At 65.9% G+C, this 21589-nt stretch carries 17 protein-coding genes; 1 reads left to right on the forward strand and 16 read right to left on the reverse strand.

What is annotated here, in order from left to right:
- Positions 1 to 100: 100 nt before the first annotated feature.
- The 11 genes from ATB98_RS11435 to ATB98_RS11485 form a co-directional block, all read right to left on the reverse strand.
- Positions 101 to 874, reverse strand: a complete 774-nt coding sequence (locus ATB98_RS11435; RefSeq protein ID WP_066873653.1) for a 3-ketoacyl-ACP reductase — start codon at positions 872 to 874, stop codon at positions 101 to 103.
- Entirely contained in the window at positions 874 to 2376 is a 1503-nt protein-coding gene (locus ATB98_RS11440; RefSeq protein ID WP_066873654.1) for a GMC oxidoreductase, read from the reverse strand. Before ATB98_RS11440 ends, ATB98_RS11435 begins: the two co-directional genes overlap by 1 nt.
- The gene (locus ATB98_RS11445) at positions 2373 to 3485 is read right to left on the reverse strand and encodes an ABC transporter ATP-binding protein (RefSeq protein ID WP_066873656.1); all 1113 of its coding nucleotides are present in this window, start codon (positions 3483 to 3485) and stop codon (positions 2373 to 2375) included. Before ATB98_RS11445 ends, ATB98_RS11440 begins: the two co-directional genes overlap by 4 nt.
- Before the next feature lie 4 nt (positions 3486 to 3489).
- Positions 3490 to 4371 carry a carbohydrate ABC transporter permease gene (locus ATB98_RS11450; protein ID WP_066873658.1) on the reverse strand — a complete coding sequence of 294 codons (882 nt, stop codon included), beginning with the start codon at positions 4369 to 4371 and terminating at the stop codon, positions 3490 to 3492.
- A complete protein-coding gene (locus tag ATB98_RS11455) occupies positions 4371 to 5249 on the reverse strand; it encodes a carbohydrate ABC transporter permease (protein ID WP_066873660.1) in 879 nt (292 codons plus the stop codon). Before ATB98_RS11455 ends, ATB98_RS11450 begins: the two co-directional genes overlap by 1 nt.
- 217 nt (positions 5250 to 5466) lie before the next feature.
- The gene (locus ATB98_RS11460) at positions 5467 to 6711 is read right to left on the reverse strand and encodes an ABC transporter substrate-binding protein (protein WP_066873662.1); all 1245 of its coding nucleotides are present in this window, start codon (positions 6709 to 6711) and stop codon (positions 5467 to 5469) included.
- Positions 6712 to 6940: 229 nt separating this feature from the next.
- Entirely contained in the window at positions 6941 to 8449 is a 1509-nt protein-coding gene (locus tag ATB98_RS11465) for an aldehyde dehydrogenase family protein (protein ID WP_066873664.1), read from the reverse strand.
- Positions 8449 to 9228, reverse strand: coding sequence for an enoyl-CoA hydratase/isomerase family protein (locus ATB98_RS11470; RefSeq protein WP_066873666.1), 780 nt, complete (start codon positions 9226 to 9228; stop codon positions 8449 to 8451). Before ATB98_RS11470 ends, ATB98_RS11465 begins: the two co-directional genes overlap by 1 nt.
- Positions 9221 to 10840 carry an acyl CoA:acetate/3-ketoacid CoA transferase gene (locus tag ATB98_RS11475; protein ID WP_066873668.1) on the reverse strand — a complete coding sequence of 540 codons (1620 nt, stop codon included), beginning with the start codon at positions 10838 to 10840 and terminating at the stop codon, positions 9221 to 9223. The genes ATB98_RS11470 and ATB98_RS11475 overlap by 8 nt, the downstream gene beginning before the upstream one ends.
- Positions 10841 to 10845: 5 nt before the next feature.
- Positions 10846 to 11847 carry a Gfo/Idh/MocA family protein gene (locus ATB98_RS11480; protein ID WP_066873670.1) on the reverse strand — a complete coding sequence of 334 codons (1002 nt, stop codon included), beginning with the start codon at positions 11845 to 11847 and terminating at the stop codon, positions 10846 to 10848.
- Positions 11844 to 12887, reverse strand: a complete 1044-nt coding sequence (locus ATB98_RS11485) for a LacI family DNA-binding transcriptional regulator (protein ID WP_066873671.1) — start codon at positions 12885 to 12887, stop codon at positions 11844 to 11846. The genes ATB98_RS11480 and ATB98_RS11485 overlap by 4 nt, the downstream gene beginning before the upstream one ends.
- A gap of 310 nt (positions 12888 to 13197) precedes the next feature.
- Between ATB98_RS11485 and ATB98_RS11490 the strand changes: the two genes are divergently transcribed.
- Positions 13198 to 14370: a dihydrodipicolinate synthase family protein gene (locus ATB98_RS11490; protein WP_066873673.1), complete on the forward strand. Its 1173-nt coding sequence runs from the start codon at positions 13198 to 13200 to the stop codon at positions 14368 to 14370.
- A gap of 189 nt (positions 14371 to 14559) precedes the next feature.
- Here the strand turns inward: ATB98_RS11490 and ATB98_RS11495 are convergent, their stop codons facing one another.
- From ATB98_RS11495 to ATB98_RS11515, 5 genes are all read right to left on the reverse strand, one after another.
- Positions 14560 to 15426: an RNA polymerase factor sigma-32 gene (locus ATB98_RS11495; RefSeq protein ID WP_066873675.1), complete on the reverse strand. Its 867-nt coding sequence runs from the start codon at positions 15424 to 15426 to the stop codon at positions 14560 to 14562.
- Positions 15427 to 15792: 366 nt separating this feature from the next.
- Positions 15793 to 16362, reverse strand: coding sequence for a CarD family transcriptional regulator (locus ATB98_RS11500; protein ID WP_026615362.1), 570 nt, complete (start codon positions 16360 to 16362; stop codon positions 15793 to 15795).
- A gap of 406 nt (positions 16363 to 16768) precedes the next feature.
- On the reverse strand, positions 16769 to 17107 hold the full coding sequence (gene fdxA / locus ATB98_RS11505) for a ferredoxin FdxA (RefSeq protein ID WP_066873677.1): 339 nt from the start codon (positions 17105 to 17107) through the stop codon (positions 16769 to 16771).
- A 503-nt stretch (positions 17108 to 17610) separates the two neighbouring features.
- Positions 17611 to 18024 (reverse strand): RNA-binding S4 domain-containing protein, encoded by a 414-nt coding sequence (locus ATB98_RS11510; protein WP_066873679.1) that lies wholly within the window; start codon positions 18022 to 18024, stop codon positions 17611 to 17613.
- 9 nt (positions 18025 to 18033) lie between these two features.
- Entirely contained in the window at positions 18034 to 21072 is a 3039-nt protein-coding gene (locus tag ATB98_RS11515) for a helicase-related protein (RefSeq protein ID WP_066873921.1), read from the reverse strand.
- Positions 21073 to 21589 lie beyond the last annotated feature (517 nt).

Below are 21589 nucleotides of genomic sequence, written 5' to 3' on the forward strand. Positions count from 1 at the left end.
CCCCGACCTATCGCCGACCGCGTCCCCTCTCCCCGCAGGCGGGGAGTGGGTTAGTCCTCGGGTTAAACCCGAGGAGAGGGGGCTGCCTCCCCCGACAAGTTTACAACCGGCTGATCGACAGGCCTCCATCCGCCTGGATGACCGAGCCCGTGGCGAAGGCGAACTTGCCGCTGGCGAGGCCGGCGACGGTGTTGCCGATGTCGTCCGGTTCCCCCCAGCGGCGCATCGGCACCAGCCCGCCGGCGATCAGCGCGTCGTATTTGCCGGACACGGCCGCCGTCATGTCGGAGCGGATGATGCCGGGGCGGACCTCGAAGACGGCGATGCCGGTGCCGGCGAGCCTCAGCGCCAGGCCCTGGCTGAAGGCCGCGAGCCCCGCCTTGCTCATGCAATAGTCGAGCCGCTCCGGCGAGGTCATCGCCGCCGACACGGAAGTGATGTTGATGATCGAACGGGGCCGATCGGCCTCAGCCCGAAGCATCGCCTTCAGCACGGCCTGCGTGAAGAAGACCGTGCCGCGCAGGTTGACGCCGACGATCGTGTCGAAATTCTCGGGCTTCAGATCGAGGAAATCGCCGCGCACCACCGAGGCGATGCCGGCATTGTTGACGAGGCAGTCGATCCGGCCGAATTGCGCGACGACCGCATCGACGGTCGCCTGATGGCTCGAAAGGTCGGCGAGATCCGCCTTCAGGAAGATCGCCCGCGCGCCGAGCGCGCCGAGTTCGGCAATGACCGGAGCGACGCCTTCCGCATCGCCGACGCCGGTGACGGCGACGTCGAAGCCGTCGGCGGCCAGCGCCCGGGCGATGCCGAGGCCGATGCCGCGGCGGCCGCCGGTGACGATCGCGACGGGGCGTGTCTTTTCCGTCATCACCGCAAATCCTCTTTCACGATGTGATCGGCGACCCGCAGCGCCTGCGCCGCGACGGTGAGCGCCGGATTGACGGCGGCCGAGGTCGGCAGGAAGCCCGCGTCGACGACAAAGAGGTTCGGATGGTCGAAGGCGCGGCAATGGACGTCGAGCGGTGCCTGTTCCGGATCATTGCCGATCCGCACCGTGCCGCACTGATGCGACGGCGTCCGCTTGTCGAAGGCGCGGGCAAGCACGACCGGGAAGCCCGCCTTCTTCAAGACCGCCTTCAGCCTGGCGACGAGGTCGAGATGCGCCTGCCAGTTGGTGCGCACCCATTTCAGCACGACGCGGTCGCCGTCGACCATCACCCGGCTCTCCGGCGACGGCAGGTCCTCGCTCATCGCATAGAAATCGATGCCGCGGGCGGAGACCTGGTTCAACAGCCATTCCGGCATCGCCGGCATGTTCGCCTTCAGGATCGCGCCGGAGACGCGGCCGAGGAGCTGGATGTTGCCGAGCGGCGGGCCGCCGGCTCCGTCGGAGAGATAGAAGTCGTTGAGGCCGAAGGTCTTCTGGTAGACGGAATCGTTTCGGTACCAGGGGCTGAGCGCGATGACGGCGCTCGAATTGTGATTCATGAAGTTGCGGCCGACCTGGTCGGAGCGGTTGGCGAGCCCCGCGGGATTGCGCTCGTCGGCCGAGCGCAGAAGCAGGACGGCGGATTGCACCGCGCCGGCCGAGAGGATCACGAGCTTCGGCGAGACGCGGTGCTCCGTCCCGTCCTTGACGTAGTGCACGGTCTCGATCGCCTTGCCGTCCGGGGCGGCCCGGAGCCGGTTCACGCGCGCGCCGGTCGCAAGCCGGACGTTCGGATGTTCGAGCGCCACCGTCATCGCCGCGGTCTCAGCGTCCATTTTGCCGTCGAAAGCGTTCGGGTGCGCGTCCCAGGGCGTCCTGCCCTTGGCAAGCCAGCGCTCGATATCGATGCCGAGCGGCAGCGAGTAGGGGTGGAGCCCGAGGTCGCGCAGGCGCTCGCGCACCCTTGCGATCGGCGGCTCGTCCGGCACCGGGGCGTAGGCGTAGTCGCGCGAGTGGGCGGGCTCGGTCGGATCCTCGCCGAGGCGCCCGCGCACCTGGTAGAGCTCTTCCGCCCTCGAATACCAGGGCTCGAGCTCGTCATAGGGGAAGGGCCAGGCGGGCGAGATGCCGTCGCGATGCCGCATCTCCTCGAAATCCTCGCGGCGGTAGCGGGTGAGCACGGCGCCGTAGAATTTCGAATTGCCGCCGACATTGTAGTAGTTGCCGGGATTGAAGCCGAGACCGCCTGCCTCGTACCAGGTCTCCTTCGGACGGAAATGGCCGCGCTGGAAGATCGCCCGCTGGTCGCGGTTGATGGGCAGGTCCTCGATATGATGACCGGCTTCGAGGATCAGGATCTCGGCACCGGAGGCGGCAAGGCCCGCCGCCGTGGTCGCGCCGCCGATTCCCGACCCGATGATGACGATATCGGGCTGGCTCATGCGATCCGCTTCTCGCTCTCGGGATCGAAGAACACCGCCTTGTCGAGGTTGAAGGCGAGCCGCGACGTCTGGCCGGGGGCGATGCGGGCGTCGGCCCGCAGCCGCGCGACGATCTCCTTGCCGCCGAGGCGGGTGACCGCGAAGGTATCGGAACCGGCCGGCTCGACGACCTCGATCAGGCAATCGCCCTCGGCGACGAACCTCGCATTGCGGTCGGCCCCATCCGGATCGGTCAGCGCCTCCGGACGGATGCCGAAGACGACCTCGCGGCCGGCATAGGCGGAGAGGGCGCCATTATGCGGCACGGCGAGTTTCAGCGGCTCGGTGTTCGGCCGCGCCAGAGTGACGACGAGGTCGGCGCCGAAGCGCTCGACCTGGGCCTTGAGCAGGTTCATTGCCGGCGAGCCCATGAAGTCGGCGACGAACATGTTGGCGGGGTTGTTGTAGATCTCGGCGGGCGTCCCGAACTGCTGCAGCACGCCGTCCTTCAGCACCGCGATCTTGGTCGCGAGCGTCATCGCCTCGATCTGGTCGTGGGTCACGTAGACGATCGTCGTCTTCATGCGGCCGTGCAGCCGCTTGATCTCGGTGCGCATGTCGACGCGCAGCTTGGCGTCGAGATTCGACAGGGGCTCGTCGAAGAGGAAGACCTGCGGTTCGCGCACCAGCGCGCGGCCCATAGCGACGCGCTGGCGCTGGCCGCCGGAGAGCTGGCTCGGCTTGCGGTCGAGCAGATGGCCGATCTGCAGCATGTCGGCGACCTGCTTGATCGCCTTGTCGCGCTGCTCCTTCGGCACGCCGCGGATCTCCATGCCGAAGGCGATGTTTCCGGCGACCGTCATGTTCGGATAGAGCGCATAGGACTGGAACACCATGGCGATGTCGCGCTTCGACGGGTGCAGCCCCGACACCGAGCGGCCGTTGATGGCGATGTCGCCGGAGGTGATCGGCTCGAGCCCGGCGATCGTGTTGAGCAATGTCGACTTGCCGCAGCCGGACGGGCCGACGAGCACCAGGAAGCCGCCCTCCTCGATCTCGAGGTTGATGTCCTTCAGGATCTCGAGCGAGCCGTAGGATTTGCGCAGGTTGGTGATTTTCAGGAATGACATGGGCTTATCCTTTCACGGCGCCGGACATCAGCCCGCGGACGAAGTAGCGGCCGGACACGATGTAGACGATGAGCGTTGGCAGGGCGGCGAGGATCGCGCCCGCGAAGTGGACGTTGTATTCCTTGACGCCTGTCGACGAGCTCACGAGGTTGTTGAGCGCCACGGTCATCGGCGTCGAGAACGGACCGGAGAAAGAGGCGCCGAACAGGAAGTCGTTCCAGATATTGGTGAACTGCCAGATGACCGAGACGACGATGATCGGTCCGGAAGACGGCAGCAGGATGCGCCGGAAGATCTGGAAGAAGCTCGCGCCGTCGATCTGCGCGGCGCGCACCAGTTCGGTCGGGAAGGCCTCGTAATAGTTGCGGAAATAGAGCGTGGTGAAACCGATGCCGTAGACGACGTGGACGAGGATCAGCCCCCAGATGGAGCCGGCAAGGCCGAGAATGCCGAGGATGCGCGCCATCGGGATCAGCACGATCTGGAACGGGATGAAGCAGGACAAGAGCAGCATGCCGAAGAAGACGTTCGCCCCGGGGAAGCGCCACTTGGTCAGCACGTAGCCGTTCAGCGCGCCGATGATCGTCGAGATCGCCACGGCCGGCACGACCATCAGGATCGAGTTGATGAAGAAGGGGCGCAGCCCCGTCGGCTGCACGCCGATCTGCGCCGTCGACCAGGCGGATAGCCAGGGCGCGACCGTCCAGGTCTCGGGCAGGTTCAGCATGCCGCCCTGGCGGATCTCGTCGAGCGGCTTCAGGGAATTCACCACCATCACATAGAGCGGCAGCAGCGAGTAGAGCGCGAAGAGGATCAGCGCCAGGTAGATCAGCGCCCGCGTCAGGCGGTTGTGCGAAATGACGTTGTCAGGACTGGGAGCGCCCATCAGCGTTTTCCTCCCCGGACTTCGGAATAGAGATAGGGAATGATGATCGAGAAGATCATCACCATCATGATGATCGCCGACGAGGCGCCGATCGCCATCTGGTTGCGGGTGAAGGTGTAGGAATACATGAAGGTCGCCGGCAGTTCGGTCGCCTGCCCCGGCCCGCCGCCGGTCAAGGCGATGATCAGGTCATAGGCCTTGATGGCGAGATGGGCGAGGACGACGAAGGCGGAAAGGAAGACCGGCCGCATCAGGGGGATGATGATCCGCCGGTAGATGGTCGGCGTCGTCGCCCCGTCGATCTGGGCGGCCTTGATGATCTCGTTGTCGACGCCGCGCAAGCCCGCCAGGAACATCGCCATGACGAAGCCGGTCGACTGCCAGACGGCGGCGATGACGACGCAGTAGATCGCGAAGTTGCGGTCCTTGATCCAGTTGAAGGAGAAGCTCTCCCAGCCCCAGAGGTGCATGGTGTTTTCGAGCCCGATGCCGGGATCGAGGAACCACTTCCAGGCGGTTCCCGTGACGATGAAGGAAAGCGCCATCGGATAGAGATAGATCGGCCGGAGGAATCCTTCGGCTCGGATCTTCTGATCGAGAAGGATCGCGAGCGCCAGGCCCAGCACCGAGCAGATGGCGATATAGAGCGTGGCGAAAATGGCGAGGTTGCTGATCGCCCGCCACCAGTGCGGCAGCGCCCAGAGGCGGCTGTAATTGCTCAAGCCGACGAAGTTGTAGGACGGCAGCATCTTGCTGTCCGTCAGCGACAGGAATCCCGTATAGGCGATGAAGCCGTAGACGAACACCAGGACGATGACGAAGCTAGGGGCGAGCACGAGCTTCGGCAGAAGCTCCTGCAGCCGGGTTCGGCTATCCATGTTTGTTACCACCGTATCGTTTCTCTTAGGCGGGGTCTGCCCCTCATCCGCCTGCCGGCACCTTCTCCCCGCTTGCGGGGAGAAGGTTTATGCCGCAGCGCCTCCGTCCCCTCCGGACGGTAATGAGTGGCAACGGGCTCGCCGCTTGCCCCTTCTCCCCGCAAGCGGGGAGAAGGTCGCGGCAGCGGGGTGAGGGGCGTGTCCCCCCTCGCGTCGCTTACTTCGCCGCCTCGACCGCCGCGACGAGTTCCTTCACCGCGTCTTCCGAGCTCAGTTCGCCGTTGAACTGGCGGGTCACGACGTCGTAGATCGCATTCTTGACGGCGGCCGGGTTGGCGTGGCCATGCGCCATGGAGCCGTAAAGCGTGCCGTTGGCATTGGCTTCGGCCAGGTCCTTGATGCCCTTCTTGCCGCAATCGTCGAAGTCCGTGTCCGGAACGTCGGTGCGGGCCGGAACCGAGCCCTTGACGACGTTGAAGGCCGACTGGAAGGTCGGGCTCTCGATCGCCGAGGCCATCTGCAATTGCGCCGGGACCTTCTCGTCAGAGACCTTGAACATTGCGAACTGGTCGGAGTTGAAGGTGACGGACCCTTGCGTTCCCGGGAAGCGGATGCAGACGAAATCGGTACCCGGCTTCTTGCCCGCCTTCAGGAATTCGCCCTTGGCCCAGTCGCCCATGAACTGCAGGCCGGCCTTGTTCTCGATCACCATCGCCGAGGCGAGGTTCCAGTCGCGGCCGGAGAAGTTGTCGTCCACGTAGGATCTGAGCTTCGTCATCCGGTCGAAGGCCTCCTTCATCTTGTCCGAGCCGAGCGCCGCCGGGTCGAGGTCGATGAAGGCCTGCTTGTAGAAGTCGTTGCCGAGCGCGAGCACGACCGCGTCGAAGATCGTCGCGTCCTGCCAGGCCTGGCCGCCATGGGCGACAGGCGTGATGCCCTGCTCCTTGAACTTGTCGAGCAGCGCGATCAGTTCCTCCCAGGTCGTCGGCTCCTTGCCGCCGGCCTTGTCGAGCGCGGCCTTGTTGATCCAGACCCAGTTGGTCGAATGGACGTTCACCGGTGCGGCGATCCAGTGGCCGTCATATTTGGAGAACTGCTGCAGGGCGGCCGGCACCACCTTGTCCCAGCCTTCCTTGGCGGCGATCTCGTCGAGATTGCCGAGCGCGCCTTCCTTCGCCCAGTCGAGAATGTCGAAGCCGAGCATCTGCACCGCCGTCGGCGCGTTGCCGGAGGTGACGCGGGCGCGCAGCACGGTCATCGCCTCGGTGCCACCGCCGCCGGCGACCGGCATGTCGGTCCAGGTGATGCCCTTGCTTTCCAGATCCTTCTTCAGGACGTCGAGCGCCGCCGCCTCGCCGCCGGACGTCCACCAGTGCAGCACTTCCACGTTCTCTGCTGCACGCACGGCCGTCGCGGCCAACATCAGTGCTGCAACAGCCGTCGTCGTCATCAACTTGCGCATCGTTTTCCTCCCGTTTGCAAGTTATCGAGGCGAAACCTTCTCCGCCCCTTTTTAAGCCGCCCTCTCCTGCGGACGGCATGGCCTGCGGCGTCGGCCGCCCGGCCCGATTCAAGACGTTACACCCTTTCGCCGGCTACGACGACATCGCCCTTCGCCGGATATCTCCTGCACTTTCAAGGCGCTGGCCGGCAGGCGGGAGCCCATCTGAATCATCCCTTCCCCTCCGGCCTCAGCGCGGCATCCACCAGCTGGTGCGCCGGCCGATATGCATGTTGAGCGTCTTGGTCTCGGTGTAATCCTCGACCGCGTGCCGCCCGAGTTCGCGGCCGAGCCCCGACTGCCGATAGCCGCCGAAGGGCAACTCAGAAGCACCGTCCATGAAGGTGTTCATCCAGATCGTCCCGGCGCGCACGCGCCGCCCGATCGTGAGACAGGTGTCGAAATCGCGGCTCCAGACGCCGGCCGAAAGCCCGTAGTCGATCGAGTTGGCGATGCGGACCGCCTCCTCCGTCGTCTCGAAGGTCAGCACCGAGAGGACCGGCCCGAACACCTCCTCGCGAGCCACCGCCATCTCCGGCCGGACGGCCGAGAGAATGGTCGGCGCCATGAACTGGCCGATGCCGAGATCGAGCGGCCTTCCGCCATGGGCCACCGTCGCACCGTCACCGGCAGCGGCGGAAACATAGCCGGCGATCTTTTCCAGATGCTGCGGCGTGATGATCGCGCCGACCTGCGTCTCGGGATCGAGCGGATCGCCGACCTTGACCTTGGCGGAGAGGCTGGCGATGCGCGCCGTCACCTCCTCGGCGATATCGCGATGGAGGATCAGCCGGGAGCCGGCATTGCAGCATTCGCCGGCATTGAAATAGGCACCGAAGACCGCCGCATCGACGAACGCGTCGAGATCCGCGTCGGGAAAGACGATCTGCGGGTTCTTGCCGCCGAGTTCGAGCGAGACCTTCTTCAGGGTTTGCGCCGCGTTCGCCATCGTCAGCCGGCCGATACCGGTCGAGCCGGTGAAGGAGACCATGTCGACGTCCGGATGAGTGGTGAGTGGCGCGCCCGCCTCCGGTCCCGTGCCGACGATGATGTTGACGGCGCCGGCCGGCACGCCCGCCGCCTCGAGGATTCCGCCGAGGACGAGCGTCGAGGCGGAGGTCAGCTCCGACGGCTTCACCACCGTGGTGCAGCCGGCGGCGAGCGCGAAGGGCAATTTCTGGCTGACGATCAGGAAGGGGAAGTTCCACGGCGTGATGATCGAGACGACGCCGATCGGCTCGCGCAGCACGACCCCGAGCGTGCCTTCGCCGAGCGTGTTGTAGCTCTCGCCGGAGAGCTCGCGGGCAAGGGCCGCGGCATAGCGCCAGAGATCGGCCGCACCCGCCAGTTCGCCCTTCGCCTGGCTGATCGGCTTGCCCGACTCGATCGCGTCGAGAAAGGCGAGCTCGTCGGCCCGCGCGGCGATCATGTCGGCCGCGCGTAAGAGAATCAGCGAGCGTTCCGATGCGGTCATGCGCGGCCAGGGGCCGTCGTCGAAGGCACGCCGCGCCGCGGCGATGGCGCGCTCCGCATCCGCCTTCGTCGCCGCCTGGTAGCGGCTGACGACGACGCCGTGGCCGGGCGCCACGCGTTCGATCGTCCCACCTTCGGCGCCATCGACCCACTTGCCGTCGATCAGCATCCGGAACTCGCGGACCTTGTCGTCGCCGAGCGGCTTCGGCCTCACCAGTACGGTCATTACCATTCTCCCTTGAAGCGCGCTTCGCGCCTTTCGCTGAAGGCGGCGACGCCCTCCTTGAGGTCGCCGGTCTTGGCGACAAGGATCGAGCCCAGCGCCTCGACGGCCGCGCCTTTGTCCTCGCCGTTCGCCGAAGCGATCATCAGCTTCGATATTTCGAGCGCTGCCGGACCACGGGCCGCGACACGCGCGGCATAGTTCCGCGCCGCCGCCATGACCGCCCCCGTCTCGGCGACGGCATCGACGAGACCTTCGGCCTTCGCCTCGTCGGCCGAGAACATCTCGCCGCCCAGCACCATGCGGCGGACGATCTGCGCGCCGAAGCGCGAAACGAGGCGTTGCGTGCCGGACCAGCCGGGCACCATGCCGAGACTGGTTTCCGGCAGGCCGATCTTCACCTGGCGTTCGGCAATGCGGATGTCCGCGGCCGCCGCAAGCTCCAGGCCGCCGCCGAGCGCGTGGCCGTTCAAGGCCGCGATCACCGGCATGCGCAAGGTCGCCAGGCGCTCGAAGACGCGGTGGCCGAAGCGCACCCAGTCGTGCCCGAATTCGGCCGCGTCCATGCCGCCCCAGGCCTTGATGTCGCCGCCGGCGGAAAAGGCCTTGCCCTCGCCGGTGAGGATCACGACCCGCACGACGCGGTTCGACTCGATCGTATCGCAGGCGGAGGCGAGCGCCCTCAGCATGTCAATGTCGAAGGCATTGAGTTTTTCCGGCCGCGCGATGGTCATCGTCGCGACGGCACCCTCGAACTCAACGCGGATGCGTTCGTCAGCCATTTGCGCCTCCCGCGATCTCGCGCTCGGGTTTGGCCGGCAGCGTCAGGCCGATCGGCGCTTCATGGAACAGGCCCGCGTCCATGACCTTCAGACTGTCGGAGACGATCAGCGGGAATTCCGACTGGTCGAGGATATGCGTCTGGAGATCGACGCCGGGCGCGATTTCGGTGAGCACGATGCCCTCGGACGTCAGCTTCATCACGGCGCGCTCGGTGACATAGGTGATGTCCTGCCCCTGCTCGATCGCCCGGCGGCCGGAAAAGGTGACGTGCTCGACCGCGCTGACGAGCTTCTTCAGCTTGCCTTCCTTCTCGATGACGAGCCGGCCGTCGGCGACGGCGAGTTTCGCGCCGGCATTGTACATGCCGGAGAAGACGATTTTCCTCGCCCGCGCGGTGATGTCGACGAAGCCGCCGGCACCGGCCGTCACATGCGGGCGGAAGCTGAGCTTCGAGACGTTGACGGAACCGGTGCGGTCGATCTCCAGGAAGGAGAGCAGCGAGGCATCGAAGCCGGCGCCCTGGAAATAGGTGAACTGGTAGGGCGACGGCATGAAGGCGTCGGCATTCGACGCGCAGCCGAAGGCGAAGTCGAGGAGCGGCACGCCGCCGACCGCGCCCTGCTCGATCACCCAGGTGACGGCGCCGTGCAGCCCCTCTTCCAAGAGGATGCGCGGTACATTGGCGGAAATGCCGAAGCCGAGATTGACGGCGCTGCCCGCTTCGAGCTCCTGGGCGACGCGGCGCGCGATCACCTTCTGGATGTTGAATTCCGGGACGCGGAAACTGTCGAGCGGCCGGAAGATCTCGCCGGAAATAGCTGGATCGTAGAGCGTCTGGGTCGTCTGCTTCTGGTCCGGATCGACGACGACATAGTCGACGAGCACGCCCGGCACGCGCACGTCGTGCGGCTTGAACGAGCCTTCCTTGGCGATGCGTTTCACCTGGGCGATGACGATGCCGCCATTGTTGCGGGCGGCAAGCGCCTGGTCGAGCCCGCCGAGATAGGCGCCCTCGTGCTCGTAGGTGAGATTGCCGCGCTCGTCGGCCGTCGTGGCGCGGATGATCGCCACTTGCGGCGCGATCGCCTTGAAATAGAGCCAGTCCTCGCCCTCGAAGGTAATCTTCTTCACCACCGGTTCCGCGGCGGCGGCCGCGTTCATGGCGCAGCCTTCGCGCGACGGATCGACGAAGGTGTCGAGCCCGACCTTGGTCATCACCCCCGGCCGTTTCGCCGCCGCCTCGCGGTGCATGTCGAAGAGAATGCCGGACGGGATGTTGTAGGCGGCCACCTCGTTGGCGCCGACCATCTGCCAGATCAGCGGCGGCTCGGCGCTCGACGGGCCGGACGGGTAGGAGCCGCCGATGATCTTCTTCAACAGGCCCTTCCTGGCGATGTGGTCGACGCCCTTGATGCCGCTCATGTCGCCGGCGGCGATCGGGTGCAGCGTCGTCAGGTCCCGCGGGTGGCCGGTCGCCTCGAAGCGCTCGCCGATCGCCTTCAGCATCAGGTCCGGGCAGCCGAGGCCGCTGGAGGAGGAGACCGAAACGACGGCTCCGTCCGGGATCAAGGCGGCCGCTTCGGCCGGGGAGATATGCTTGCTGTCGGACATGCGCCTCAAAGTCCCGTCTCGATCTGCACGGCCGTGCCGGTGGCCGCCGCCCTGGCGACGGCGAGGCCCGTCGCTAGCGACCAGACACCGTCCTCGCCGGTGGCCGAGGGGCGGCCGTTTCCTTCAATGGCGGCATGGAAACTCCTGAGCCCCGTCTCGTAGAGATCGTGATGATCGAGCGGCAGCTCGCTTTCACCCTCTTCGTTCCTGAGCGTCACGGTTCCGACCGGTCGCTGCGTCATCACGTTGCGGCCGATCAGCGAGCCCTCGGTGCCGTGCACTTCGAGGCCGGTCTCGGCATATTTCGTGGTAAAGGCATCGTGGAACTGGGCGATGACGCCGGAGCGGAAACGGAGCACGCCCATGACGCCATCCTCGAGCCCTTCCTTGCTCATGCCGGCGCTATGGCTGATCGCCACGGCTTCGATCGGATCGTCGTCGAGGACGAAACGCAGCGTGTCGGCATCGTGCACGGTGATGTCGAGGATGACGCCGCCACCAGCCTCGGGCCTGTCGAGCCGCCAGCCCTGGAGATGCGGCGGCAGGTAGACGGCGTGGAAGACCCGCGCCGCGACCGGCCGGCCGATCCGGCCGGCAGCGATCGCTTCCCGCATGGCGCGATGGGTGGCGGCATTCCTCAGGTGATGGTTGGTGGCGAGCACGACGCCCGCCTCGCAGGCCGTCAGCACCATTTCGCAGCCGTCGTTCAAGTTCAGCGCCAGCGGCTTCTCGCAAAGCACGTGCTTGCCGGCACGGATCGCCGCAAGCGCCTGGTCGTGGTGGCGCTCGTTGGTGGTGGAGATATAGACCGCGTCGACATCCGGATCGCCGACGAGCTCGTCGACGCCGGTGACGGCCTTGGCGATGCCGTTTTCGGCCGCGTAGGCCTCGCCCCGCTCCGCGCTCGAACTCATCACCGAGACGACCTCGCCGCCCGCGGCGCGGATGGCGCCGATCACCCATTCGCGCGCGATCGTGCTCGCGCCGATCAATCCCCAGCGTATCATGACGAAATCTCCTTCAATCTGCGCTCGATGGCGGCGCCACAGCTCTGGCGCACGACGAGCCGCACCGGACTGACGATCGCCTGCGCCTCGGCGCGCCCCGCATTGATCTGCTTCAACAGCAGTTCCGCCGCGCGCTCGCCCATGCCCTGCGGATCGACCGAGACCGTCGTCAGCGCCGGCACCGCCGTCTTCGCCTCGATCACGTCGTCGAAGCCGATGACCGCGAAATCCTGACCCGGATCGAGGCGCCGCGCGCGCAAGCCGTCACAGACGCCGAAGGCGACGGCATCGTTGAAGCAGAGCGCCGCGGTCGGGCGATCCTCCAGCATCATCGCCTGCTCGATCGCCGTAACCCCGCCGGCACGCGACGGAGCCGAGCCGATGACGAGTTCGTCGCTTGCGTCGAGGCCCGCCTCCCGCAGCGCGTCGCGATAGCCGCGCACGCGCGCCTCGAAGACGGCCGTATCGGCGAAGCCGCCGAGAAAGGCGATGCGCCGATGGCCGCGCTCGATCAGGTGCCGCACCGCAGCCAGCGCGCCGGCGCGATTGTCCGAGGTCAGCGAAGAAACGCCGGCGCCGGCAATGTCGCGAACGACAAGCACGACCGGGATGCCGCTCGCGACGAGTGGCGCGAGATCGGCGGCTTCCGTGCCGCGCGCCGGCGAGATGATCAGGCCCGAGACGCCGTGTTCGCGCATCGAGGCGATGACCTCGCGCTGGCGCTCGATCTTTTCGCCCGTATTGGCGAGGAACTGGACGAAGCCGGCGGACTGCACCACCGCGTCGACGCCGACGGCAAGCTCCGCGAAGAAGCTGTTCGTCAGGTCGTTGACGACGATGCCGATGATCTTCGATTTCGCCTGGCGCAGGTTGGCCGCACCGCGATTGTAGACATAGCCGAGCTCGCGGATCGCCGCATTCACCTTCGCCCGCGTCGCCTCGTTGACGAGCGGGCTTCCCTGCAGCACGAGCGACACGGTCGACTTCGACACGCCGGCGGCGCGCGCAATGTCGACGACCGTCACCCGCTCCTTCGCCATAAATGTTCTCCCACCGGTCAATTTCAGCTTATGCACCCTTTTAGTTGGAACGTTCCAATTTCGTCAAGAGGCCGCCGTTCACTTTTTTCATGCGTCGCAGTCGGGCAGAATCGCCTTGAAACGACGGATGACTGCAAAAAACATCAGGCGTTTTCAGGTATCTAAGCGTTAGAAGGAATGGCTTCGGAGCTTCAGGGGCCATCAGGCGACACGGGCAATTTTCTCGAGGGCGCGGGAGCAAAGCAATTTCTGTCTTGAAATTTGGAACGATCTAAATTATTCGGTGCCGCAAACAGAGGAGGATACGCCGATGACCAGTCTGATGCTGCCGCGCCGGGATGGCTCGCTCGAAGAATACCGGCTGCAGGGAACGCCGATCGCCCGGCCAGGCACGGTTCCGACGTTCAACCGCATCGCCTATGCCGCCGCCCACGTCGTTTCCGATCCGCTGCGCGACGCCGACCCCTGGGGCAATCCGGCGATCGACTGGGAGGCGACGATGGCCTTTCGCCACCATCTCTGGGGCCTCGGCTTCAAGATCGCCGAGGCGATGGATACCGCCCAGCGCGGCATGGGGCTCGCCTGGCCGGCCGCCCAGGAGCTGATCCGCCGCTCGCTTGCCGAGGCAAGGAGCGTTGCCGGCGCCGATCTTGCCTGCGGCGCCGGCACCGACCATCTGGCTCCCGCCGACGCCCGGTCGATCGAGGACGTGATTGCCGCCTATGAAGAGCAGATCGGTTTCGTCGAGGGCGAGGGCGGCCGGGCGATCATGATGGCGAGCCGCGCGCTTGCGCGGGTGGCGCGTTCCGCCGACGACTACCGGCGCGTCTATGGCCGCATTCTCGAACAGGCGAAGGACAAGGTCGTGCTCCACTGGCTCGGCGACATGTTCGACCCGCAACTCAAGGGCTATTGGGGCTCGGAGAATTTCGAGGAGGCGCTCGAAACCGTGCTCGCGATCATTGCCGAGAACAGTGCCAAGGTCGAGGGCATCAAGATCTCGCTGCTCGACAATGCCAAGGAGGTGGCGCTTCGCAACGGCCTGCCGGAGGGCGCGCTCTGCTTCACCGGCGACGACTTCAACTATGCCGAACTGATCGAGGGCGACGGCACGAGGTACAGCCACGCGCTGCTCGGCATCTTCGACGCGGTCGCGCCGTCCGCCTCGAAGGCACTGGCCGCACTGGCGGGCGGCGATCTTGCAACCTTCCGCGGCGTGATCGAGCCGACCGTGCCCCTGTCGCGCAAGATCTTCGAGGCGCCGACGCAATATTACAAGGCCGGCGTCGTCTTCCTCGCCTGGCTGAACGGCCACCAGCGCCATTTCACCCTGCCGGCCGGCCTGCAATCAGCCCGCGGGCTCCTGCATTACGCCGACATCTTTCGTCTGGCCGATCGGGCCGATGTGCTCGACAAGCCGGAGCTGGCAACGGCACGGATGCGGAACCTGCTTGGCGTACTGGGCGTGGAGCAGGGGGTATAGCGCGGGGGCGATCATATCGCCCCCCGCATGCCGGTCCTGCAAAGAGTTAGGTACCACACAGGCTTGCGGGGTGAGGGATCGGCGAAAACTAGGGCGGTGTGCACTCACATGCGTTCGCGCCACCGCTCTATCTGTTTGTTTTCGCCGTATTTGTGCGACCTCAGGTGATTCCACCCGACTGCAAAATGTCTAGTGCATCGCCGCCGTCAGCGCCGGCGCCTTGGCGTTCAGCGCCACGCGCAATTTTTCGAGCGCCCGCGTCTCGATCTGCCGCACCCGCTCCTTCGATATGCCGAGGGCGAGGCCGAGTTCCTCCAGCGTCGCGCCCTCTTCGGTGAGACGTCGCGCGCGGATGATCTTCATCTCGCGTTCGCTGAGTTCCTCGAGCGCGATGTTGAGCCAGCGTCGCGCGCGCTCGCCGTCGATCATGTCGCTCACCTGCTCGTCCGGCAGGGGTGCATCGCTCGCCAGGAAATCGAGCCGGACCCCGCCCTCCGAATCGCTTCCGCCGACCGGAGCCTGCAGCGAGGCGTCGTTGCCGGAAAGGCGGGCATCCATCGTCTGCACGTCGGCGAGGCTGACGCCGAGGGCCGCAGCGATCTCCTCATGCATCGCCTGCGAGGTCAGTTGCCTGTCGCCCTGGGCGAGCCGCGCCCGCAGGCGGCGCAGGTTGAAGAACAGCGCCTTCTGCGCCGAACTGGTGCCGCCGCGCACGATCGACCAGTTGCGCAGCACATAGTCCTGCATCGAGGCGCGGATCCACCAGGTCGCATAGGTCGAGAAGCGCACCTCGCGGCTCGGCTCGAAGCGTGCGGCGGCCTCCAGCAGGCCGATATGCCCCTCCTGCACCAGATCCCCCATCGGCAGGCCGAAGCTGCGGAACTTTGCCGCCATCGCGATCACCAGGCGCATGTGCGACATCGCGATCTTGTTGCGGGCCTCCTGGTCGTTGTCGTTGCGCCAGGCCTCGGCGAGCGCATGTTCCTCGTCCCGCTCGAGATAGGGTGCGTCCATGGCAATCTTGATCATGCGCCTGTCTGCAGTGAGGGTCTTCATCGATCGCTCCGTGGCTGGCGCAAGGCGCCGTTGACGATTGAACTCGAAGGGCCGAGCGCATGTTGGGGGCGTCGGCGAGGGGATGGCGGGCGCCGCTTGACGAAACGGCAGGGCGCCCTAAATCGCAGCGTACGAACCTGAGACGGTGAGGAAATTCACAGAACCAAGAACGCCCGGCAGCCCAGGCGCACGCCCACCTGCCGGGAGTGATAAACGTGCGCCGGCTCGAAAAGTTCCCCGGACGATGACGATTTCGGATTGCAGCGTGCCTCATATGCACGGAACCGCTGCAGCGGCCCTTTGCGCACGCACAAAAAAAGCCCGGCGCATGAGCCGGGCTTTGTTGATGGAGTCTCGGGAGGCCGGTTAGGCGGCTTCGTCCTGGGCATCCTCTTCTTCGATGGCCTTGCCGCGTTTCGGCCCCTTGTTGAGATTGGCCTCGACGAGGCGGACGGCCTCGGTTTCGGACATCTTGTTCACGGCAGCGATTTCGCGCGCCATGCGGTCAAGAGCGGCTTCGTAGAGCTGGCGCTCGGAATAGGACTGTTCCGGCTGGTTCTCGGCGCGATAGAGGTCGCGCACCACTTCCGCGATGGAAATGAGATCGCCGGAGTTGATCTTGGCATCGTATTCCTGGGCGCGGCGCGACCACATGGTCCGCTTGACGCGCGCCTTGCCCTGCACAACCTTCAACGCACGGTCGACGAAATCGGTTTCGGACAGCTTGCGCATGCCGATGCTCACGGCCTTCGCGACCGGCACCTTGAGACGCATCTTGTCCTTCTCGAAGTCGATGACAAAAAGCTCGAGCTTCATGCCTGCGACTTCCTGCTCCTCAATCGCGACAATCTGGCCAACGCCATGAGCCGGATATACGATCGATTCACCGGTCTTGAAGCCCTGGCGCGTTGAAGATTTTTTCTGCTGGATCGTCATTCGTTTCAAACACTCCCTAGTGCGCACCCGGTTCTCATGAGCCGGGGCCGGGTCGGTCAGGCCCGGGATAGACGGGGATACCGCCGGGTGGGTCCATCCTGGTCCGTCCAACGAAGCGCAAACAAGCTTATGCTGCGGTCACAGGCAACGGTACGTTGCATATCTGAAAGGTGCCGCGCGGTGGAGATCGTTTGCTTTCGTGCTGGTTTTCGGGCGCGCAAAAGCACCCTCTGTGGATCAGTATGATGAAACTATCATAAAAAAGTGCGGAAATCAATAATTTGCTGCACGGCAACGATCAAGTCACCGCGCTCGCAGGCGCGAAGTGCCGGCGGGATTTCCCCAACTTTCCGGCCTTCGTATGTTCTCGCTCGTCAGCCGCGACGAACGAACCGTCAGCGCCGCCTCAGTCGCCCTGCCCGGGCTCGGCAGAGAAAAACTTCTCGTATTTTCCTTCGACGCCGTCCATCTCCTTGGCTTCCGGCAGGGGCTCGCGCTTTACCGTGATATTCGGCCACTTGGTGGCAAAATCCGCGTTCAATTTCAGCCACATATCAAGGCCAGGCTCGGTGTCCGGCTTGATCGCCCCGGCCGGACATTCCGGCTCGCAGACGCCGCAGTCGATACATTCGTCGGGATGGATGACGAGGAAGTTCTCCCCCTCGTAGAAGCAATCCACCGGGCAGACTTCCACGCAGTCCGTATACTTGCAGCGAATGCAATTGTCGGTCACGACATACGTCATGAGGTACTCCAGCCAATGCTCACATTTGGTGGCAGCCGGCAATCAAGGGTGAGGCTCGATCGTCCGTGCATGCTAGGAATGACCGGCGCGCATAGCTGCCGAAACAGACCCGGATGCCACCTGACTTGGCTAGTCACGTAAAGGCTTTGGCCGCCCTTTGCAAGGATAAACCATGCGCGATTTGTCGCGAAACGGACAGAGTTTTTCAAGCCCTGTCGCTGGTTGAGATCGAGGCGTTCAAATACCTTGCCGAGGGGAAAGGGGCGTGCATCGGCACCGGCGAATGAGCGCGGCATCCGCCCCTCAGCCGCCTGCCGGCACCTTCTCCCCGCAAGCGGGGCGAAGGGGCAAGCATAGCCCGCTCAAGCTCCCTATCCCCCGGATCGGCTCGGCGGCGCTCCGCCTCCTTCTCCCCGCGAGCCCCCGCGGGCGGCCCCTTGTGGCGAGAGGGTTGGGGGGTGGAATCGCCACATTCCTGCGACTCAATTCATTCTCTTGCCGCGCTATTCGTCGTCACCGCCGACGCCGGGCTTCAGGCGGTCCGTTTCGCGGCGCTCGCGTTTCGTCGGACGTCCGGCGCCGCGGTCGCGGGTCGCCTGCTCGAACGGCGTGCGCCGGCCGGCGGCTGGGGCGGGCGTCAGGTCCTCGTAGAGGAGGCGTGCCTCCTCATAGGGGCCGCGCCTGGACCCCGGCAGCAGCACGCGCACGACGAGGTCGCGCCGCTCGAGCGACAGTTCGAGCGTGTCGCCCGGCTTGACCTGGCTCGACGACTGCGTCGCCCGCTCGCCGTTGATCGCGACGTGACCGGCCTCGATCGCCTTCTGCGCGAGCGAGCGCGACTTGATGAGCCGGGCGAAGAACAGCCACTTGTCGAGCCGCTGGCGCGATGCAGGGGCGGACGGCGGCTCTTTCTCCATGGGCCTTCCCTATTTCTTGAGCTGCTCCTTGAGAGCGGCGAGCTTGGCAAAGGGCGAATCCGGATCGATCGGCTTCTCCTTGCGCGGCGGACGGGCGTCGAACTTGCCGCCCGCCGGCTTGCCGCGCTCGTGCCGGTCGGCCCGATCCTTGCGCTGGCCGCCAGGACGGCCGTCCTGCGCCTTGCCCTCCTGCGGCCTGCCGTGCGCGGCGCCGGCCCGGCGACCGCCTTCGCGCGCCTCGGCCTGGCCGTGGCGCTGGCCGCCGCGGCGCTGATCCCCGTGCTGGCGGCCGCCTTGACGCTGATTGTCCTGGCGCGTTCCGGGGCGCCAGAGCAGCACGGGCCTGGCTTCGGCCGGCGCTTCCGGCGGCGTCGCGGCGACGTCCTCGCCCGCCTCGGCGGCCGGTGCCTCCGCGGCCGATGCCTCCGCGGTCTGAGCCTCTACGGCAGGCGCGTCGGCCGTCGCGGCATCGCCAGCCGCAGCTTCGCCAGCCGGGCTTTCGGCAACATCGACGTCGCTGCCCGCATCCACCTCACCATTCTCGGCCGGCGTCGCGGCGGCGGCCTCGGTCTCGGCCGGCGCGCCGGCCTGGCTCGCGAGGAAGGCCGCGGCCTCCTCGGCCGTCGCCACGTCGGCCCGATAACCGAGACCCTTCAGGATCTCTTCCATATCGTCCGGCGTCGCGCCGAGGATGGACAGCATCGAGGTCGTGGCCATGAAACGGCGGCCGTCGTAAGCGCCGTCCGGGCGCGGCGACGTGCCCGGCTTCCACTGCAGGAGCGGACGGATGAGGTCGGCGAGACGCTCGAGGATATCGATGCGCACGGCGCGCTTGCCGAGGAAGCGGAAGCCCGCCAGCTTGTAGAAGGTGCGCTCGAAGGACGGGTCGGTGACCACCGAGGTGCGGCCGGCGGCGAGCATCGGGATAAGCTCGCCATAGCCGGGCTTGTCGAGCCCGTCGTTCTTCAGCGCCCAGAGCAGCGTGATGAGTTCCGCCGGCGCCGGCTTCAGGAGCGCGGGCAGGAAGATATGGTAGGCGCCGAAGCGGACGCCGTATTTGCGGATCGACGCGCGGCTTTCCTGGTCGAGCGACTTCACCTCGTCGGCGACGTCGCGGCGGAAAAGCACGCCGAGGTTTTCGACGAGCTGGAACGCCAGTCCCTTGGCGAGGCCCTCGAGATCCTCCGCGCGGGAAATGTCGTCGAGCGGCTTCAGGACCGTGCTGATGTGGTGGTTGACGAAGCGCTCGATGCGGGCGACCACGTGCTCGCGGGCGTTGGCCTGGAGCTGTTCGTCGGCGAGCAGGATGACGCGCGGACGCATGACGTGGTCGCTTGCCGCCAGCCGCGCCACGGGATCGCCGAGCCAGCGCACGAGACCGTCCGACGACAGCGCCAGGTCGTTGTTGCCGGCCGCATGCAAGCGGGCGGCGCGCGCCTCGAATTCCAGCGCAAGCGCCTTGTGGGCGGCGCCCTGAACGGCCTTGGCGTCCGACCCCTCGCTACCCGAGGCCAATGTGAACCGGAAACCGGTTAGCTGACCCACGTGGTGCCCCTCGACGAAGACATCACCATTCACACTGATTTCTGCTTCCAGCATCGCATTCTCTCTCAGGCGCTTCATGAGCACAGATGTCCTGCGATCAACAAAGCGTTTCGTCAACCTTTCATGTAACGCGTCGGACAACCGATCTTCGATTTCCCGCGTCTTTTCCTGCCAGTGTGTCGGATCGGCAAGCCAGCCGGGCCGATTGGACACATAGGTCCAAGTTCTGATCTGCGCAATTCGCGCCGAAAGTGTGTCGATCTCGCCATCCGTGTGGTCGGCGCGGCGGACCTGTTCGGCCATGAAGTCCTCGTTGACCGTGCCGTGGCGAACGAGATCGGCATAGATGGTCGAAATGAGGTCCGCATGCTGTGCCGGGGTGATGCGGCGATAGTCGGGGAGGGCGCAGGCTTCCCACAGCTTTTCGACGCGCTCGGCCGTGGTGGCGACATCCACCACTTCCGGATAGCGCGCCAGATGCTCGAGCGCCTGCTGGTCGACGGCCGGCAGCGCACGCGTGAGGCCGGAAACGGCCGGTGCTGCGTCAAGGCTGTGCTTCAATGCCTTGAGCGAGGAGTAGTCCAGCGCCTTGGAGCGCCATTGCAGCACCCGCACGGGATCGAACTCGTGCGATTCGATCCGGTGCACCAACTCGTCCTCGAAGGGATCGACGCGTCCGGTCACGCCGAAGCTGCCGTCGCGGATGTGGCGGCCCGCGCGGCCGGCGACCTGGGCGAGCTCGGCCGGATTGAGGTTGCGGTACTGATAGCCGTCGAACTTCCGGTCCTGGGCGAAGGCGACGTGGTCGACGTCGAGATTGAGCCCCATGCCGATGGCGTCGGTCGCCACCAGGTAATCGACGTCGCCTTCCTGGTAGAGCGCCACCTGCGCATTGCGGGTGCGCGGCGACAGCGCCCCCAGCACCACCGCGGCGCCGCCGCGCTGGCGGCGGATGAGCTCGGCGATGGCGTAGACCTCGTCGGCCGAAAAGGCGACGATCGCCGAACGGTTCGGCAGCCGGGTGATCTTCTTCGAGCCGGCATAGAGGAGCTGCGACATGCGCGGCCGCTCGGTGACGGTGATGCCGGGCAGGAGGTGTTCGAGGATCGGCCGCATCGTCGCCGCGCCGAGGAGCAGCGTCTCGCCCCGGCCGCGCAGATGCAGGATCCTGTCGGTGAAGATGTGGCCGCGCTCGAGGTCGCCGGCAAGCTGCACCTCGTCGATCGCCACGAAGGAGGCGGTCGTCTCGCGCGGCATCGCCTCGACCGTGCAGACCGAGTAGCGGGCGCGGTGCGGGGTGATCTTTTCCTCGCCGGTGATCAGCGCGACATTGTGGTGGCCGACCTTCTCGACGAGGCGGGTATAGACCTCGCGCGCCAGCAATCGCAGCGGCAGCCCGATGACGCCGCTGTCATGGGCGACCATGCGCTCGATCGCGTAGTGCGTCTTGCCGGTATTGGTGGGCCCGAGCACCGCGGTCACGCCGCGGCCGCTCAGGATCATGGATTGAAAGGACAAGGTCATCGATCCCGGGCAGTCTCCGCAGCGCCGTCGCGTCCCTTCAGACGCACAAGGAGGCGCTGCAGCGCTTTCGATTGCATGCGGTGCGCCGGCACGCTCTCATGCGCCGGCGGGGAACAGATGCCCACGCGCCATGCCAAACGCAAGGGGCGCGGGAACCGGTCGGGGTGCCATGGCCATATCTAGCGTCCCCGTCTCGAACCTCCACCCCAATATCTGGAACAGCGATGGAACGAATCAGCGACGAATCGCTGACTCTCGTCGATTCACTGTATGTTCACGACTAGATATAGATTTCAATATCCAGATTCGCACCAGATGCTGAATCCGGAGCCAACGAGCCTGTTCTACCGCCGCTATTTGCCTCGGGTTCCGATGCCGGCGGCCCGGCGGCTCGCAAGGATTCCGAATCCAAGAGTCTGGAATGTTTGGAAAATTTTAGCCCGGATTCGCGCTCCGACTCCGCGAAATGCGAAATGAGAATCGCCAGCCGGCGTTC

The organism is Sinorhizobium saheli (assembly GCF_001651875.1).
In the GTDB taxonomy this organism is placed as follows: domain Bacteria; phylum Pseudomonadota; class Alphaproteobacteria; order Rhizobiales; family Rhizobiaceae; genus Sinorhizobium; species Sinorhizobium saheli.